The organism is Nocardia sp. NPDC049526, from assembly GCF_044465765.1.
GTDB lineage: Bacteria > Actinomycetota > Actinomycetes > Mycobacteriales > Mycobacteriaceae > Nocardia.
Genome location: NZ_JBITMA010000004.1, coordinates 118711 through 135473, shown reverse-complemented (window position 1 = coordinate 135473; position 16763 = coordinate 118711). Strand labels below are relative to the sequence as shown.

Annotated in this window: 18 protein-coding genes; 12 read left to right on the top strand and 6 right to left on the bottom strand. The window is 66.1% G+C overall.

Going from position 1 to position 16763, the window contains the following annotated elements; all coding sequences use genetic code 11:
* Positions 1-63 precede the first annotated feature (63 nt).
* Complete coding sequence (locus ACIBW7_RS14235; RefSeq protein WP_397046670.1) at positions 64-603, top strand: RNA polymerase sigma factor; 540 nt, start codon at positions 64-66, stop codon at positions 601-603.
* Entirely contained in the window at positions 593-859 is a 267-nt protein-coding gene (locus ACIBW7_RS14230) for a hypothetical protein (protein ID WP_397046669.1), read from the top strand. The genes ACIBW7_RS14235 and ACIBW7_RS14230 overlap by 11 nt, the downstream gene beginning before the upstream one ends.
* Before the next feature lie 49 nt (positions 860-908).
* Here ACIBW7_RS14230 and ACIBW7_RS14225 read toward each other — a convergent pair whose 3' ends face one another.
* Positions 909-1322 (bottom strand): DUF5997 family protein, encoded by a 414-nt coding sequence (locus tag ACIBW7_RS14225; protein ID WP_397046668.1) that lies wholly within the window; start codon positions 1320-1322, stop codon positions 909-911.
* Between the two features lie 141 nt (positions 1323-1463).
* Here ACIBW7_RS14225 and ACIBW7_RS14220 point away from each other — a divergent pair, with 141 nt between their 5' ends.
* Positions 1464-2384 (top strand): LysR family transcriptional regulator, encoded by a 921-nt coding sequence (locus ACIBW7_RS14220; protein ID WP_397046667.1) that lies wholly within the window; start codon positions 1464-1466, stop codon positions 2382-2384.
* 41 nt (positions 2385-2425) lie between these two features.
* Here the strand turns inward: ACIBW7_RS14220 and ACIBW7_RS14215 are convergent, their stop codons facing one another.
* Positions 2426-2692 carry a DUF2631 domain-containing protein gene (locus ACIBW7_RS14215; protein ID WP_397046666.1) on the bottom strand — a complete coding sequence of 89 codons (267 nt, stop codon included), beginning with the start codon at positions 2690-2692 and terminating at the stop codon, positions 2426-2428.
* A 161-nt stretch (positions 2693-2853) separates the two neighbouring features.
* Between ACIBW7_RS14215 and dxr the strand changes: the two genes are divergently transcribed.
* The 5 genes from dxr to ACIBW7_RS14190 all read left to right on the top strand — a co-directional run bounded on the left by dxr (position 2854) and on the right by ACIBW7_RS14190 (position 9608).
* A complete protein-coding gene (gene dxr, locus ACIBW7_RS14210; RefSeq protein ID WP_397046665.1) occupies positions 2854-3996 on the top strand; it encodes a 1-deoxy-D-xylulose-5-phosphate reductoisomerase in 1143 nt (380 codons plus the stop codon).
* A gap of 266 nt (positions 3997-4262) precedes the next feature.
* Positions 4263-5465, top strand: coding sequence for a M50 family metallopeptidase (locus ACIBW7_RS14205; protein WP_397046664.1), 1203 nt, complete (start codon positions 4263-4265; stop codon positions 5463-5465).
* Between the two features lie 181 nt (positions 5466-5646).
* Positions 5647-6804: a flavodoxin-dependent (E)-4-hydroxy-3-methylbut-2-enyl-diphosphate synthase gene (gene ispG, locus ACIBW7_RS14200; protein WP_397046663.1), complete on the top strand. Its 1158-nt coding sequence runs from the start codon at positions 5647-5649 to the stop codon at positions 6802-6804.
* Positions 6805-6892: 88 nt separating this feature from the next.
* Entirely contained in the window at positions 6893-7756 is an 864-nt protein-coding gene (locus tag ACIBW7_RS14195) for a GNAT family N-acetyltransferase (RefSeq protein ID WP_397046662.1), read from the top strand.
* A gap of 64 nt (positions 7757-7820) precedes the next feature.
* The gene (locus ACIBW7_RS14190; protein ID WP_397046661.1) at positions 7821-9608 is read left to right on the top strand and encodes a penicillin-binding transpeptidase domain-containing protein; all 1788 of its coding nucleotides are present in this window, start codon (positions 7821-7823) and stop codon (positions 9606-9608) included.
* Positions 9609-9614: 6 nt separating this feature from the next.
* Here the strand turns inward: ACIBW7_RS14190 and ACIBW7_RS14185 are convergent, their stop codons facing one another.
* Positions 9615-10727, bottom strand: a complete 1113-nt coding sequence (locus ACIBW7_RS14185; protein ID WP_397046660.1) for a BTAD domain-containing putative transcriptional regulator — start codon at positions 10725-10727, stop codon at positions 9615-9617.
* A 140-nt stretch (positions 10728-10867) separates the two neighbouring features.
* Here ACIBW7_RS14185 and ACIBW7_RS14180 point away from each other — a divergent pair, with 140 nt between their 5' ends.
* Positions 10868-12112, top strand: a complete 1245-nt coding sequence (locus ACIBW7_RS14180; protein WP_397046659.1) for a hypothetical protein — start codon at positions 10868-10870, stop codon at positions 12110-12112.
* Here ACIBW7_RS14180 and ACIBW7_RS14175 read toward each other — a convergent pair whose 3' ends face one another.
* Positions 12113-12619 carry a peroxynitrite isomerase gene (locus ACIBW7_RS14175; protein WP_397047069.1) on the bottom strand — a complete coding sequence of 169 codons (507 nt, stop codon included), beginning with the start codon at positions 12617-12619 and terminating at the stop codon, positions 12113-12115. It lies immediately after the preceding gene.
* Between the two features lie 176 nt (positions 12620-12795).
* Here ACIBW7_RS14175 and ACIBW7_RS14170 point away from each other — a divergent pair, with 176 nt between their 5' ends.
* Complete coding sequence (locus ACIBW7_RS14170) at positions 12796-14100, top strand: TIGR03118 family protein (RefSeq protein ID WP_397047068.1); 1305 nt, start codon at positions 12796-12798, stop codon at positions 14098-14100.
* A 60-nt stretch (positions 14101-14160) separates the two neighbouring features.
* On the opposite strand, the gene ACIBW7_RS14165 is transcribed toward ACIBW7_RS14170, so the two are convergent.
* On the bottom strand, positions 14161-14505 hold the full coding sequence (locus tag ACIBW7_RS14165; protein WP_397046658.1) for a winged helix-turn-helix transcriptional regulator: 345 nt from the start codon (positions 14503-14505) through the stop codon (positions 14161-14163).
* A gap of 127 nt (positions 14506-14632) precedes the next feature.
* On the opposite strand from ACIBW7_RS14165, the gene ACIBW7_RS14160 reads away from it, so the two are divergent.
* Positions 14633-15406: an SDR family oxidoreductase gene (locus tag ACIBW7_RS14160; protein ID WP_397046657.1), complete on the top strand. Its 774-nt coding sequence runs from the start codon at positions 14633-14635 to the stop codon at positions 15404-15406.
* Positions 15407-15639: 233 nt separating this feature from the next.
* Positions 15640-16077: a DUF4254 domain-containing protein gene (locus tag ACIBW7_RS14155; protein WP_397046656.1), complete on the top strand. Its 438-nt coding sequence runs from the start codon at positions 15640-15642 to the stop codon at positions 16075-16077.
* On the opposite strand, the gene ACIBW7_RS14150 is transcribed toward ACIBW7_RS14155, so the two are convergent.
* Positions 16074-16574: a hypothetical protein gene (locus ACIBW7_RS14150; RefSeq protein WP_397046655.1), complete on the bottom strand. Its 501-nt coding sequence runs from the start codon at positions 16572-16574 to the stop codon at positions 16074-16076. The genes ACIBW7_RS14155 and ACIBW7_RS14150 overlap by 4 nt on opposite strands.
* Positions 16575-16763: the final 189 nt, after the last annotated feature.

Genomic DNA, 16763 nt, shown 5'->3' with positions numbered 1-16763 from the left:
TGTTGGGGCGCTGCTCATTTGCGCGTGCAGCATCACCGTGCTGCGGCGGTGGAGCCGGTCGGAATGACCGAGGTGTGCTGGCCCGACGAACATCTCGTCGCCGCGGCGCGGGCGGGCGATATCGAGTCGATCACCTCGCTGGTGTCCGGATCGCATCCGCATGTGCGGCGCTTCGCGTACTCGCTGTGCGCGACGCCGGAGGATGCCGAGGATGCGGCGCAGGAGGCGTTGATCATTCTGTACCGCAAGATCGGGACACTGCGGGCATCGGGTGCGTTGGCCTCGTGGATGTTTCGCATTGTGCGCAATGAATGCCTGCGGCAATTGCGGTTACGCGTGCGTCGGGCCGAACCGATTCCCGACTCGGCCATCGCATCGGCGGAAGAGGAGGCGCTCAATCGCTGGGAGGCCGAGCGGGTGGCCGCGGCGATCGCGGCACTGCCCGGCGATCAGCGGCGTGTGCTGATCATGCGAGATGTGCAGGGGTACAGCGGTCGGATGGTCGCGGATCTGCTCGGGCTGAGCACCGCGGCCATGAAATCGCGGCTGCATCGGGCGCGTGCGGCGGTGCAGGAGAGTTTGGAGGTCGGTAATGCCCGATGAGTTCGCCAGTGCGTCGCTACCGCGCCATTTGGCCTGTGGCGCAATCGGATTCGGCGCTGTGGTCGGTTCGTTCGCACTGATGCCCGCGGTCGGTCCCGTCGGTCTGCTGCTCCTGCCGGTCGGTCTCGTCGCACTGCGCGGCTGCCCGACCTGCTGGGCGATCGGCTTGCTCCAGACGCTCTCCCGCGGCCGACTGCAGCGCTCGTGCACAGACGGAACCTGCCAACTGGTCACCACGAAACCCGGTGCGACATAACCGCTTCCACCACCCGAACACAGCCGCACCCAAGTTGGGTGCGGCTGTTCTACGTGCGGTTCTTGGCGGGGCGGTTGGAAGCGGCGCGGCGTTCGGCCTGTTGGGTTTTGATGCGCTCGTTTTCCTTCAACACCGCGGCGTAGTTCTCGCGTTCGCGGATCAGCCATTCGGGCGGGTCGGCGAGCAGGGCGGCGATCTCCTCGGCGTTCATCGCGTCGGAGACTTCGGCCCGGGCCAGGCCGGTATTGGAAACTCCGAGTTTGCGGGCGACGATATCGCGGGGGAAGGGGCCGGTCTTGCGCAGTTCGGCCAGCCAGGCCGGGGGATTGGTGCGCAACTCTTCGAGTTCGGCGCGGGAGATCGGCGAGTTGCGGAATTCCTCGGGCGTCGCCGGAAGGTAGATGCCGAGCTTGTTCGCCGCGGTCAGCGGCTTCATGGTCTGCGGTTTCTTATCCGGGCTCACCGGTACAGCCTAATGGGCACAGCCGGACGCGGTCCGCCCGCAGTCTGTTGCGCTTGGACGAGCGAATGCGAGGCCACCGCCTATCCGGCCCGGCCGTGCCCTCGGACCACCCGCCTCGCGGATGGCAATACCCTCATACGAATGAACCCCGAGTCCATCGACGTGACCCGCCTGCGCTGGTTTGTCGCGGTTGCCGAGGAACTGCATTTCGCCCGTGCGGCGAAATCGCTGCACATTTCGCGGCAGAAGTTGAGTCACACGGTGATCGACTTGGAGCAAGAGTTCGGGAAGAAACTTTTTGTGCCCGAAGCGCAGCCGACGCAGCTGACCGAGGCCGGACAGCAGTTGCTGCGCGATGCCAGGGATATCATCGCGCGCGCAGCGGAGCCCGAGCCCGTGGCTGCGGAGGATGTCGCATTGCGGGTCGGCTTCGTACCTGGCGTGACGGTCTCCAAATGGACGCGGATCTGGCGTGAGCGGTTTGCCGACACGCCACTGGAGATGATCCCGATCCCGATGGCCGAACAACTCGCCGCGCTGCGTGACGGGCGCGTCGACGCCTGTTTCGTCCGTCTGCCCATTGATCGTGCAGGTCTGAGCGCGATTCCGCTCTATCGAGAGCTTCCCGTCGTCGTGGTGCCCAAAGACCACACCCTGTCGCTTTTCGAACAGGTGGGCATGGGCGATCTGGAAGGTGAACGGATCCAGGACGCGAGCGATATCGATGCGATCGCGGGCACCATCGAATTGGTCGCGGCCGGTGTCGGCGTTGCCATCGTCCCGCATTCCATTGCCCGGCTGTACGCCCGCCGCGACCTCGTCTACCGGACGATGATGGGCGTCCCGGCTACGGAAATCGCCCTGGCCTGGCCAGCCGCACACACCACCGAACTGATCGAAGAGTTCGTCGGCATCGTGCGCGGCCGTTCGGAACGCAGCTCGCGGGCCCAGGCTCAGCGCAAGAAGACCGAGCCGAAGAAGACCACCGCCAAGCGTTCGACGAAGAATGTCGTCAAGAACGCCGGAGCCAAGAAAAAGCCCGCCAAGCGACGAGGGCGTTAGGCGGGCGAATCCCCGAGCGAGTCAATACCTTTCGGTGTGGACTACCGAGGCTTGCGGCGCAGGATCGAGTCGCGGATCATGACGCCCGCGATCACGGCGGCGAAACCGACCAGGAACAGGTCCTCGATGTGGCCCTTGTGGTTGCCGATCGTCATGGCCAGCAGGATCACGCAGACGATCCAGCCCGCGACACGGAAGGTGCGGCGCGATTCCCCGCTCCAGCCCCATTCGGCGGACGGAACCTCGGCGGTATCCACGTGGGTGACGATTGCGCGGTCACTGGTGGGTTCGAGTTCCGTGGCGGCCACGATCGCTCCTTAGCTCGGTGTCAGCGTTGCTGCCGATATCGTGGCATACGACCGCTCGTCGTAGCCAGCAGGGCTGTGTTCGAGCGGCGAGCGGCGCCCTACGTGCGTTACGCAGGCTACCGCCTCCGGGCGCGTCGTCGGCCCGCTGCGACAATGGGGCCGTGTCCGACATCGTGAGAGTCCTTCTGCTCGGCAGCACCGGTTCCATCGGTACCCAGGCGCTCGAGGTGATTGCCGCCAATCCCGACAAGTTCGAGGTGGTCGGCCTGGCCGCACGCGGCGGCAATACCGAGCTGCTCGCGGCGCAGATGGGCGCCACCGGGACCCGCAATGTCGCGGTCGCCGATCCGGGCGCGGGCACCCGACTCGACCTGGCTCTGAGCGGCCTCGGCGCGGTCACCGAATTGGTGCGCCGCACCGAGGCCGATGTCGTACTCAACGCACTGGTCGGTTCGCTCGGCCTGGAGCCGACCCTGGCGGCCCTGCAATCGGGCACCCGACTGGCGCTGGCGAATAAGGAATCCCTCGTCGCGGGCGGCTCGCTGGTGACCCGCGCCGCCGCACCCGGCCAGATCGTGCCGGTCGACTCCGAACATTCCGCGCTCGCCCAATGCCTGCGCGGCGGCCGGGCCGAGGAGGTGGATCGGCTGGTGCTGACCGCGTCGGGAGGTCCGTTCCGCGGCTGGACCACCGAAATGCTGGAATCGGTGAATCCGTCCGAGGCCAAGGCGCATCCGACCTGGTCGATGGGCCTGATGAATACGCTGAATTCGGCCTCGCTGGTGAACAAGGGCCTCGAACTGATCGAGACACATCTGCTGTTCGGGGTGCCCTACGACCGCATCGATGTCACGGTGCATCCGCAGTCGATCGTGCACTCCATGGTCACCTTCAAAGACGGCTCCACGCTGGCCCAGGCCAGCCCGCCCGATATGAAGCTGCCGATCGCACTGGCCCTCGGCTGGCCCGATCGCGTACCTGGCGCGGCCGCCGCCTGCGACTTCAGCACCGCGTCGACCTGGGAATTCGAGCCGGTCGACAATGCGGTATTCCCCGCGGTCGAGCTGGCCAGGCAGGCGGGCTCCGCGGGCGGCAGCGTCACGGCGGTCTACAACGCGGCGAATGAGATTGCGGTGCAAGCCTTCCTGGACGGGATCATTCGTTTCCCGGATATCGTGCGCACCGTCGCCCGCGCGGTCGAGGCGGCCGATCGGTGGCAGGCCGAACCAGAGACACTCGACGACGTGCTGGCGGCCGACACCTGGGCGCGCGACTACGCCCGCGCGCTCGTCCACTCGGCCTGAGCGCGCATTTCCCGCCCTGTCCGGCGACTCTGCGGTATGCGTGCGAAAGTGCGCGGCCAGCGACCGTCCGCCCCCTTCGATGCGATCGGACGCGCCGCCGGATGGCGGCCTGGCAGACTTGGAAGCGAAGGTTGGTCGGCGTCCGGTTACTGTGGTCGGGGTGCCCGCGGCGCGGACGGACGTGCCTGTGCGGGTAATCGCGGCCGCTGCGGGCGGCCGCACTTCATTTGAGGCGAGCTGCGCAACGCAGGAGGGCTGTACAGCAAATGGTGTTCGCGTTGGGGTTCGTACTGTTCGCCCTCGGCATCACGATTTCGATCGCGCTGCACGAATGCGGGCATATGTGGGCCGCCCAGTCCACCGGCATGAAGGTGCGGCGCTATTTCATCGGGTTCGGTCCCAAGATTTTCTCGTTCCGACGCGGTGAAACCGAATACGGCCTCAAGGCGCTCCCGCTCGGCGGCTTCTGCGATATCGCGGGCATGACCGCATTGGACGAACTCGCACCCGAGGATCTCGACCGGGCCATGTACCGCCAGGCCACCTGGAAGCGCCTGGTCGTGATGTTCGGCGGGATCGCGATGAACTTCGTGCTCGGCTTCCTCCTGCTGGTCGTACTCGCCATCGGCTGGGGACTGCCGCGCTTCGACCAGCCGCCGGCCACCACCATCGGCGCGATGAAATGCGTCGCCCAGCAGAATCCGGATAAATCGCTCGCAGACTGTCAAGGCACCGGTCCGGCGCAGCAGGCCGGTATGCAGCGCGGCGACGTGGTCAAGGCCGTCAACGGCGTGAAGGTGACGACCTGGCAGCAGTTCACCGCCGAAACCCAGAAGCAGACCGGCCCGTTCACCTACACCATCGAGCGCGACGGTCAGACCAGGACCATCGAGCTCACCCCGGAGCGCGTCACGCGCTATCCCGAGGACGGCGGACCGGGCCGCGAGGTCAGTGCGGTCGGCGTTGGTTCGGAGTACTACGAACCCCTGAAGTACAACGCGCTGGCCGCAATTCCGGCCGCGGGTGCGTACACCGGGCAGATGTTCGTGCGCACCATGGAATCGCTGGCCCAGATGCCGCAGAAGGTTTCCGCGCTGTGGACCGCGGTGACCGGTGGCGAGCGCGATCCGGAAACCCCGGTCAGTGTCTACGGCGCGAGCAAGATCGGTGGTGAGACCGCCGAGCGTGGCCTGTGGGGCGTGTTCATCCTGGTCCTGGCCAGCCTGAACTTCTTCCTCGGCGCGTTCAACCTGCTGCCGCTGCTGCCGCTGGACGGCGGGCATATCGCGGTGGTGCTCTACGAGAAGGTCCGCAATACCGTCCGCGGTTGGAAGGGGCTGGCGCCGGGCGCTCCGGTGGACTATCTGAAACTGCTTCCGGTGACCTACGTCGCAGTGGTGATCGGCGGTGCGTATATGGTGCTCACGCTGGTCGCCGACATCGTGAATCCGATCCAATTGTTCCGCTGACGCGCTAACCTGTCGCGGTTGTGCCGCGATAACCACCGCGAACGCCGGATTGCTGGCATTTCGGGACACCTGTGTGTCATGGCTCATGTCATGGCTGTCACAGGGTGAGCAGCCGTGACACGCGGCTAAGCTCGGTAGGCGAACGGCCCGAAACAGTACGCACGAAAGTAGGCAGCCGAAAGTGACCAGCACAATCGGATTGGGGATGCCGACCGCACCCGCGGCCGTTCTCGCGCCTCGCCGCAAGACCCGTCAATTGATGGTGGGCAATGTGGGCGTCGGCAGCGATTCCCCGATTTCCGTGCAGTCGATGACCACCACCAAAACCCACGACGTCAACGCCACCCTGCAGCAGATCGCCGAACTGACGGCCTCGGGCTGCGATATCGTGCGCGTCGCCTGCCCGCGTCAGGAGGACGCCGACGCACTGGCGACCATCGCGCGTAAGAGCCAGATCCCCGTCATCGCGGATATCCATTTCCAGCCGCGCTATATCTTCGCCGCCATCGATGCGGGTTGTGCCGCGGTGCGCGTAAACCCGGGCAATATCAAGGAATTCGACGGCCGGGTCGGCGAGGTGGCCAAGGCCGCGGGCGCCGCGGGCATCCCGATTCGCATCGGCGTGAACGCCGGTTCGCTGGATAAGCGGATGTTGGAGAAGTACGGCAAGGCAACCCCGGAGGCGCTGGTCGAATCGGCGCTGTGGGAGGCGAGCCTGTTCGAGGAGCACGGCTTCGGCGATATCAAGATTTCGGTCAAGCACAACGATCCGGTGGTCATGGTCGAGGCCTACCGCCAGTTGGCCGCGCAGTCCGACTACCCGCTGCACCTCGGTGTGACCGAGGCCGGTCCGGCGTTCCAGGGCACGATCAAGTCCGCCGTCGCATTCGGCTCGCTGCTGTCGGAGGGCATCGGCGACACGATTCGGGTGTCGCTGTCCGCGCCGCCGGCCGAGGAGGTCAAGGTCGGCGGGCAGATCCTGCAGTCGCTGAACCTGCGCCCGCGCAAGCTCGAGATCGTCTCCTGTCCGTCCTGCGGTCGCGCCCAGGTCGATGTGTACACCTTGGCCAATGAGGTGAGCGCCGGTCTGGAGGGCATGGAGGTGCCGCTGCGGGTGGCCGTGATGGGCTGCGTGGTGAACGGTCCGGGTGAGGCGCGCGAGGCCGATCTCGGTGTCGCCTCGGGCAACGGCAAGGGCCAGATCTTCGTCAAGGGGCAGGTCATCAAGACCGTGCCGGAGGCACAGATCGTGGAGACCTTGATCGAAGAGGCCATGCGCATTGCCGAGGAGATGGGCGAGACGGAAGGCGCGGGCGAACCCGTCGTCACCGTCGGCTGACGTTTTCGAGCGACCCGCAGCGGTCGTTACGGGCGGGAGTTCCCGAGTAGCCGTACCACAGTCGACCGATTCGTGGCAGGCTGTCGATGTGCGGAGTCTGCTGGAGCCGGCGCGACGGGCCAAGGATGCCCCCGCGCGTCAGCTCGCGAATCGGGATCTGGCACAGGTGCTGCGGGTGCTGGATAGCGATCCGATCGCCTCGTGCATGGTGGCGGCGCGGTTACAGGAATTCGGCTTGGATACCGGCGTCGGACACGGTGAACTGTGGAGTCGGGGTGGACCGTCCGAATCGCTGTGCTTCTCCGGTGCGAATTTGGTGCCCTTGCGCGGTGACGAGGATGCGTTGCGCTCCTTTGCCACGCGGGCGGTCCGCTGGCCGCGGGTGTGTTCGTCGGTGGTAGGGCGTCAGGAATTGACGCTGCCGCTGTGGGAGATGCTGTCCGCGCATTGGGGACCGGAACGCGAGTTACGCGGCGCGCAGCCGCTGCTGGCTCTCGGCCAACCCGCGCTGGCCACCGCCGATGCGCAGGTCCGCAGGGTTCGGCCGGATGAGTTGGAGCGCTATCTCGCCGCGGCGATCGCCATGTTCATCGAGGAGGTCGGGGTCGATCCGCGCGCGGGTGACGGCGGTCGGGGCTATCGGCGCCGGATCCAGAGCCTGATCGAATCCGGCCGCGCCTGGGCGCGTTTCGAGGACGGCGAAGTGGTGTTCAAGGCCGAGGTCGGATCGCTGTCCCGGCGTACCGGGCAGATCCAGGGCGTGTGGGTACATCCGCAACGTCGCGGCGCCGGTCTGGGCACCCGTGGTACGGCTGCCGTGGCGAATGCGGTGGTGGCCTCGGGCCGTACCGCGAGTCTCTACGTGAACGACTACAACAGCATCGCCCGCCGGGCCTACAGCCGAGTCGGATTCCGGCAGATCGCCACTTTCGCGACCGTGCTGCTCGACTGAACGCGGCACCGAACATCGGTGTGCCACAGCCGTTTGCTCGTGGTTGACTATACGATCGGTCCCGATGTCGACTCGCATGCTCATTACGCTGGCCGTCGCGGCTTTCGCGGCGGCGGGATCCGGCTGCTCGGCCGACCCGCAGGGGCCGGTGCCTGCGGCCGATGCCTTCCTTGCCGCCTTCGCCGACCACGATATCGAGGCCGCGGCCGAACTCACCAGTCAGCCCGAGAAGGCAACCGCCGCACTGCGTTCCGCATGGGACGAGTTGCAGGCGGAGAAGTTGACCGCGCATACCGGCGCGGCCAGGGTCACCGGCGATACCGCGACTGTCGACTACACCTACGAGTGGCGCCTGCCCAAGGACCGGATCTGGAAATACACCGGCCAATTGCAGATGGGCCGCAGTGACGGCCACTGGATGGTGCGCTGGACCTCCTCCGATATCCACCCCAAACTCGGCGCCACCCAGACCATGGCACTGCGCGCCAACCCGGCCCCGCGCGCCAGAGTGAACGAGCAGTCCGGCAGCGATGTGCTGGTGCCGGGCAAGGTATCTCGGGTCGCGTTCACTGTGGCCTCCGCACCGGATCCGGGTTATACGGCGACCTCGCTGGCGGCGGCGTTGAACCGCTTCGACGATCGGTTCACCCCCGAGGCGATCCTGAGCGCGGCGTACACCGCCAAGGGCGAGTACACCGTCGCGCTGTTGAGCGAGTACGAATTCGACCAGGTGAGTGGGGGTCTCCTCGGTCTGCCCGGGGTAACGCTGACCCAGCAGTGGGATATGGTCCCCGCCGACCGGGATTTCGCACCCGATCTGCTCGCCCAGGTGCGCAAGACGGTGATCGCCGAGGTGGACGGCAAGGCGGGCTGGAGCGTTGTCACCATGAACGCCAACGGCGCCGATACCGATGTGCTCACCGAGGTGCCCGCACAACCTGCCCCATCGTTCTCGCTCAGCATCGACCGCAATGTGCAGAACTCCGCGCAGCGCGCTGTCAGCGGCCGGGAGGAGCAGACCATGATGGTCGTACTGCGGCCGTCGACCGGCGCGATTCTGGCTGTCGCACAGAACAAGGCTGCCGACCGTGACGGTCCGGTGGCCACCATCGGCCAGTATCCGCCCGGCTCGGTCTTCAAGACGGTGACCGCGGCTGCGGCGATGTCGCTCGGAAAGGCCACGCCCGAAACGGTTCTGCCGTGTCCGAGCCGAATTGTCATCGGGGAGCGGACAATTCCGAACTACAACCTCTTCCAACTCGGTGACGTACCGATGGCTACCGCCTACGAGCGGTCCTGCAATACCGCATTCGCGAAATTGGCCAGCGACCTGCCCAGCGACGCGCTGCACGATACCGCAGCGAAACTCGGTGTGGGACAGAGTTATACGGTTCCGGGCCTGCCGACCGAATCGGGTTCGGTGCCACCGGCCGAGGATATGATCCAGCGCACCGAGGACGGCATCGGTCAGGGCAAGGTGGTCGTGAGCCCGTTCGGAATGGCGGTGCTCGCCGCGACCGTCGCGCACGGGTCCGCGCCGGTGCCGTATCTGATCGCCGGACGGACCACGGAGATCAAAGGGGACCGTCCGGCCATCGGGGCCGAAGTGATCGATGGTCTGCGTCTGATGATGCGCAAGGTGGTCACCGGCGGTACCGCCGAACGCATCGCCGACCAGGGCGAGGTGTACGGGAAGACCGGGGAGGCCGAGGTAGCCGGCGGCTCGCATTCGTGGTTCGTCGGCTATCGCGGGGATCTGGCCTTCGCGACCTTGCTGGTCAAGGGCGGCAGTTCGGATAATGCCGTTGCGGTGACGCGCGATATGCTCGCCGCCCTGCCCGCAGGGTACTGACCCCACTCAGTTGGTGCGACTGGTGGACTCCGGCGGGGTGCCGCGATCGGGCATCTCGTAACGCAGTGTGGTGGAACCGATTCGGATGACATCGCCGTGCGCGAGTGCGGTATCGGCACCGATCGGCACACCGTTGACGTAGACGCCGTTGGCCGAATCCCGATCCCGGATGAAGATCCGGTTCTCGCGCGGCACGATGCGCGCATGTTTACGGCTGACCCGGGCATCGTCCAGCACGATGTCGTTATCCCATTCCCGGCCGATCCGCAGCCCGGTCGCCGGAATGGCGATCGCCTCACCGTCGCCGACCCGCAGCCAGGCCTGCCGCAGCACATCGGGCAGATCCCGCTTGGTCGCCCCGGGGGAGGAGGAGACCGTCGGCAGTGCCTGCTGGCTGCGGATCGCCGCCTCCAGTGCCAGGGTGCGCGGATCCGGGTCGATGCCCTGCTGGTCGGCGAGGTTGCGGCGGATACGCAGACAGGCGGTGAGTGCGTCGGCCTGGCGGCCCGCGCGGTAGAGCGCGGAGATGAACAGTCGCCAGAGCCGCTCGTTCACGGCGTGTTCGGTGGTCAGTGCGGTCAGTTCGCCCAGGACCGCGCCTTCGCGCCCGCATGCGATATCCGCGTCCAGGCGATCGGCGATGGCATTCAACCGGCGTTCGTCCATATCGGTGGCGAAATTGTCGGCGAAACGCAATCCGCGCAGTCCGGCGACCGCCTCACCACTCCACTCCGCAAGCGCGTCGGCGAAACATTCGGCCGCGGTTTCCAGATCGCCGGTGGTGAAGGCCAGTGAGCCCTGGGTCCTGGCCCGCTCGAAGCGGCCGACATCGCATTGATCCTCGGCGATATCGAGGAGGTATCCGGCGTGCACGGTGCGCAGGATGGCCCGGTCGTCGACCCCGGCCGAACGCAGCACGGTGCGCAGATTCGAGACGTAGGCGTAGAGGCCGTCGACGGAGCGATTCGGCAGCTCCTCTTCCCAGATGCTGTTCGCCAGTGTGGTTTTCGCGACGGCATTGCGGCGGTTGATGACGAGCATGGCGAGCAGCGCACGGAGTTTGCCGCCGGGCAACGGTATTGCCTGATCGTCGACCAGCAGGCGCACCGGTCCGAGCACTCGAAGATCGAGCGCCGGTCGATTCGAGCCCGCAGACCCCACCAGATTCCCTCCGAACGCGATCTGCTTCCGGACCGCCGCTGCCCCACGGCTGTTTCGCCGACGGAAGCGTCACGCGATGGAATTCAGCATACGCACTGATGGCACGCCATGCCCGTCGCGACTACGCCGTCGGCGAAATGACTACGCGCCGTGCCGGATTCGGATCGATAATGGGATCGTCCACCGCCGTGGTGGACGTCGTCGGCGATCTTGTTGGAGTTGACCGGATGGAAGATGTACTGCTGACCCCGCCCGATGCGGCCGAAGTGGAGCTGCTGGCCAGTGGTGTGGTCGCCGCGGCGGCCGGCACGGACGGGCTGACCCCGCTGCAGCAGTTGCTGATTCCGTCGCTGTTCTTGTCGATGACCGGACACCGAGTCGAGTTGGAGACGCTGCCGCCCGTCGATGCCGAGACCTTCGCGGTCGGTCTGGCCCGGCGCAATCGGATCTTCCGGGAGCGGATCGTGCAAACGATGCTGCTGTCCGCGCTGGTGGTGCGGCCGTTGCCGCCCGCAGTCGCGACCAAACTGCGGGAGTTCGCCGACGCGCTCGAGGTCGACGACGAGATGATCGCGGTGGCGCAGAAGTACGCCGAGGGCGCGATCGAACTCGCCGCGGTCGACTTCGACCGCAACGGTTATCTCGGCGGGCTGGATCCGAGCCGGTTGACCGCGCTGCACACCGAAAGTCTGGATTCGTCCTGGGGGCAGGTCAGCGATGATCCGGCGTTGGCCGCGCACTGGGCCACCCTGCGCGAGTTGCCCGTCGGTACGCTCGGCCGCGGCGTATCCGACTTCTATGCCGACCGTGGTTTCGTCACGCCGGGCCTGCCGGGTTCCGCGCCGCCACTGCTCGCCCAGCACGACTGGGTGCATGTGCTCGCCGGATACGGCACCACGCTGGAAAACGAGATCGAGGTATTCGCATTCATGGCGCGCGCCAACGACGACCCGCGCGCGTTCAGCCTGCTCGCCATGGTGATTTCGCTCTTCGAAACCGGCTACCTACATGCCGGAGCCGGATTGTTCGAAGCCAACGAAGGACATTTGAGCACCGCGGGCATGGCGACGCGCCTCGGCGATGCCATGCGACGCGGGGCGCTCACCCATGGCAGCCACGATTTCCTCGACCTGGACTGGTTCACGCTGGCCGATCGGCCGATCGCGGTGGTGCGCACTGAGATCGGATTGACCGCGAAGTCGCACGAGGCCGTTGCGGCGGGCTCCGTCGGTGCTTGGGAGACGGGCGGTATCACGCCGTACCAACTGCGTTCGGCCGAGGCCGCCGCTCAGGCCGCGGGCCGGCCGTATGTGCCCTGGCGTCCTGATCCGTCCCGCGACTGATCAGGCGCGGTGCAGGGTCGCCGCGAGGTGGTGGGTCAGTGCTTCGCCGACCGCGGCCATGCGCAGCGTGTAGTCGATTGTGTCCCCGGCCAGCTTGATCGAACGGCCGAGGGCGGTCACCACTTTCGCGGTACTACTGCGGCCGATGCTGGTCGATTCGAATTCCATTCGCAGTTCACCATCGATGATGGTGAGGCTGCCCTCACAGATCTCGGTGATGCCGGTCGGGTGGGCCAGGATCAATTCGACGTGATCCGGGCGTGGGCACCGCAGATAACCGGTTTCGGCATGCATCGGTCGGCTGCCGTCGGCGGCGCGGGTGCGCTGGCGGTAGGTGAGGAACGGTCGGCCGAGGTGGCCGAACTTGATTTCCTCGACATAGTCGAATGACTCGATGGTCGGGTACTCACCGTGCCCTGGTCCGCGCCATGTGCCGAGCAATGGAGCGAGCGGAGCGATATCCGGATGGGGGGCGACGGAAGGTTGGGGGGCGACCACGCGCGACAGCTTAAACCCGTCGGATTCGGGGCGTTCCGATACGGTCGAAATTCCGTCAAGCTAAGGTTAGCGTCGCCTAATCGCCAAATGAGGGTTGCGAGTGGCTGGAAAGGACGAAGAAGTTGAACGCACGCCTTAGTGAATTGCGCCGCAACGGTGCCTGGCGGTCGCGGGCCCGCAACGGCCTGCTGCGCGCATCGGTGCTCGGCGCTGCCCTGGTCGTGGCCGCGGCATGCTCGGATTCGAAGTCGTCTGACGATGAAGTGCCTGCCCTCGACGGCAATCACTACGCGCAGACCAACCTCGCCGCCAACACTGCCGAACACAAAGCGCAGTACACCTTTCCGGATATGGTGAACGCGTGGGGCCTAGCCGATCGCCCGAAGGGGGCGGGCGGGCATTTCTGGGTCGGCGCGGGCGGTAAGTCCTTCCAATTCGTCGGCGATGTCAGCGCGTCCGCGGATCCCAAGGTGCAGAAGCTGTTCCAGGATCCGCTGAAGATCGTCACGATTCCCGGCGCGGATGCCGACACCTCGGATAAGAGCATCGGCAAGACCACCGGCGTTGTGTTCAACGGCGCTCCCATCACCTCCGATCTGTTCGTCGTCCGCGACCAGTCGGTGGATGTCGACGGTGCGCCGGTGCTGCTGACCGGTTCGTCGCGGTTCATCTTCGCCACCGACTCCGGCAAGATCTCGGCCTGGACCGAGCAGGGGCCCGAGGGCGCGATCGTCCGGCACGACGGTCCGGCGAATCTGGTCTTCGACGGTGAGTCGCAGGGCATGGCGTTCTTCGGCATCGCGCTCGCTCCGTCCGGTGACAAGCTGCTCGCCGCCGACTTCGGCGAGAACCCGCAGGTCCGCACCTTCGACAAGGACTGGCAGCTGATCCCGACCGTCGGTTTCGCCAATCCCTTCGCCACCGGCGACCAGATCGACGCGGCCGCCCCGGACAAGGGCAAGAAGGCCAAGCCCGGCGATCCCGCCCCGTTCAATGTGACCACCATCGGCAATCGCGTATTCGTCTCGTACGCGGACACCAAGCCCGATGAGCAGGACGCGTCCAAGTTCGACAAGGCCGAAGAGGATTCGCTCGACAAGGACCAGGAGAAGGACGCCAAGGGCAAGCCCGCCAAGGGCAAGGTCGCGGAATTCGACGGCAACGGCAAGTTGGTCCGCATCCTCGACGACGGTGGTCGTCTCAATGCGCCGTGGGGTGTCGCGGTGGCGCCCGCGAACTTCGGTCCGCTCAGCGGCAAGCTGCTCGTCGGCAACTTCGGTGGCCTCGGCCACGTGCTCGCCTACGACGACGCCACCGGCAAGTTCGTCGACTACCTGCGCGATGAGAAGGGCCAGCCGGTCGAGATCGAGGGTCTGTGGGCCCTGATGTTCGGCAATGGCGAGAGTCTCGGCGACGCCGACTCGCTGTACTTCACCGCGGGCCCGGATGACGAGAAGGAAGGTCTGTTCGGCAAGCTCCGCTTGAAGTAACCCTGTAGTAGGCGAAGGCGGTTCCCGGTAGTACGCCGGGGACCGCCTTTGTCGTACGTACTACTCGGGATCGGGGGATGGCGGGGTCCATCGTTCGGACCAGCTCCAGAGTGGCTGGAGGGCCGCGGTGAGGTCGACGCCCGCCGGGGTGAGTTCGTAGGTTTTGTCCGCGTTCTTGGTGATCACGCCCGCGGTCTGGAGATGTTGCAGGCGGGTCGAGAGCATGCTCGACGAGCAGTTGCCCATGCGGCGGCGCAGTTCGAGGAAGCCGAGGCAGCCGGGCTCCAACTCCCAGAGGACGCGCAGGATCCAGCGTTGGCCGATGAGCTCCATGGTGGCCAGCATGGGCGCGTGCGCCGGGTCGTTTCGTCCGCGCGACGGCTTGGCTCCATTTGCACTTCTCATTTCGAACTACCATAGTGATTCTAAATTAGAAGCGTAGCTGTGGGCTGACGAGCGAGCGTAGCGAGCGAACAATCACACAGCCGAGCACCTCGCTCGTGCCGAAGCCGAGCGCCGGCGAGGCGTAGGCATGAGCGAGAGGCAGATGGTGGGCGACTCGACGGAACGACGGATTGTGCTGATCACGGGCGCGTCGCGGGGGATAGGGGCCGAGACGGCGAAGGTGCTGGCGGCGGGCGGTGATCACGTGATCATCAACTATCGGGAGAAGCGCAAGCGCGCCCAGGCGATCGCCGATGAGATCGGTGCCGTCGGCGGCAGTGCCTCGATCGCCGGTGCGGATATCGCGGATGCGGACGCCGCCGCGGCGATGATCGCCGATGTGGTGACGGAGTTCGGTCGGCTGGAGGTGTTGGTGCTCAACGCATCCGGCGGTCTCGAGCGAAATGCCGCGCCCGACTACGCGATGGCGTTGAACCGTGACGCGCAGGTCCGTCTGGTGCGAGAAGCCTTGCCGCACCTGCCATCCGGCGGCCGGATCGTCTTCGTGACCAGCCACCAGGCCCACTTCCACGGCCGCAAACCTGTTCCGGCGGACTATGAGCCGATCGCCGCGAGCAAACGCGCGGGCGAAGACGCCTTGCGCGCAATGATTCCGGAGCTGACCCAGCGTGGTATCGGGTTGAATGTGGTGTCCGGCGACATGATCGACGGCACGATCATTGTCCGCCTGCTGGAACGCCGTAATCCCGAGGCGGTTTCGGCTCGCCGCGATCACGGTGCACTGCCGACCGTCGAAGCGTTCGCCGCCGTCGTCGGCGAAGCCGCAAGTGCCGCAGGCGAATCCGGTCGCACATTCTATGTCGGCGGTCAGGATTATCTGGCGGACGGTGTGCCTGCGTAGTCGAAGCTCGTCTCGCCCCGCCCGGTCGCTGATCATCGGACCATAGTTCGGATTACTGCACATTTGCCATGGGCGCCCATGTCGGTAACAGATTGATATCGGCGTTTCCGGTCGCGGGCGCGGATCTGGGTCGATAATCGAGGCGTGACGTGCGGTCGTGCGGTGCGGAAACGACATTGCTGGTCGGGAGGTTCGCCGATGGTGGCGCGCTCCGGCGTCGGCGGGAGGCCCAGATGACGAATGTCGGAAATAACCGGATGGTTCCGGGGCGGGATATGTTGCTGGCCGCATGCCGCGGGCTACCGCACGACGATCATCCGATGCTGGAGGCAGCGGGGGAGCTGGCGCAGCTGCACGAAATCCGCGAGCGGACGCCGGTGCGTGAGATTCCCAAGCTGGATCGGCGGCGCGCCCAACTGGTGCGGTCGATCGACCTGTGGGTGACGCTGGCGATGCCGGTGCCGTGCTCGGAGGCACAGTTGCACTCCGAAACCGTCGGCGAGATCGTGGATCGGCTGGCCAGAATGACCACGCAGGCCTTCGTGCCGCTGTCCGAAGCGCCGGAGTCCGTCTTCTATGACGCGTGGGTGCAGCTCAACGAGCTGGCGGATAGCTATCAGGATCTCATCGACGGATTACGTGAGGGCACCCGCCGACTACCCGGTGGCTAGCGCCCGCGCCCGAAGAGTCGGAACGAGCGTGCCGGGCGGCGCGGCAGGGTGGCGTAGACCATGGTCATATCGGCGAACACCTCCGCTTCCCGTTCGCGGTCGGCGCCGAAATACTCGCGGCCGAGTACGTGCTTGATGGACGACGGTGAGATGGATGGCAGCAGCGCGGCCAGCGACGGCGTGATCGGCTCGCCTGCCTCCTTACCTTCCTTGCCGTGCCCGAATAGCATGTGACCGATTTCGTGCAGGATGATGTGATCCGCATTGCGCTCGGTGGCGGACGCGTCGTAGACGATGATGTCGTCGTGACCGCGCGCGATCCAGAGTCCGCTGCCGCGACACCCGATATCCGCGAGCGCGGCCGCGGGGATCGCCTGCAGCGAGATGGAACGACCACGGTGCGCGGCGATACTTGCGAGGTAGGCGGACAGATTCCAAGGACTGGGGAGGGGCACGGTCCGCGCTGCTTCACGGAAACGAGCTTCCATGCTGGTCATCGGGGCATACATTACTCACCCCGTGCACGGTAGTCACCTCGCGAATCGGACATTCCGTCGAAACCGATAGCGACACTGCATAATTCACGCACTCGTTGGACAGTGTTCTGCTCGGGTCGGCAGTCACCTTGGTGGGATTCATCGCCCCCTCGGAGTCGTTGTTGCGACACCCGGGGGTGGTATCCAAAC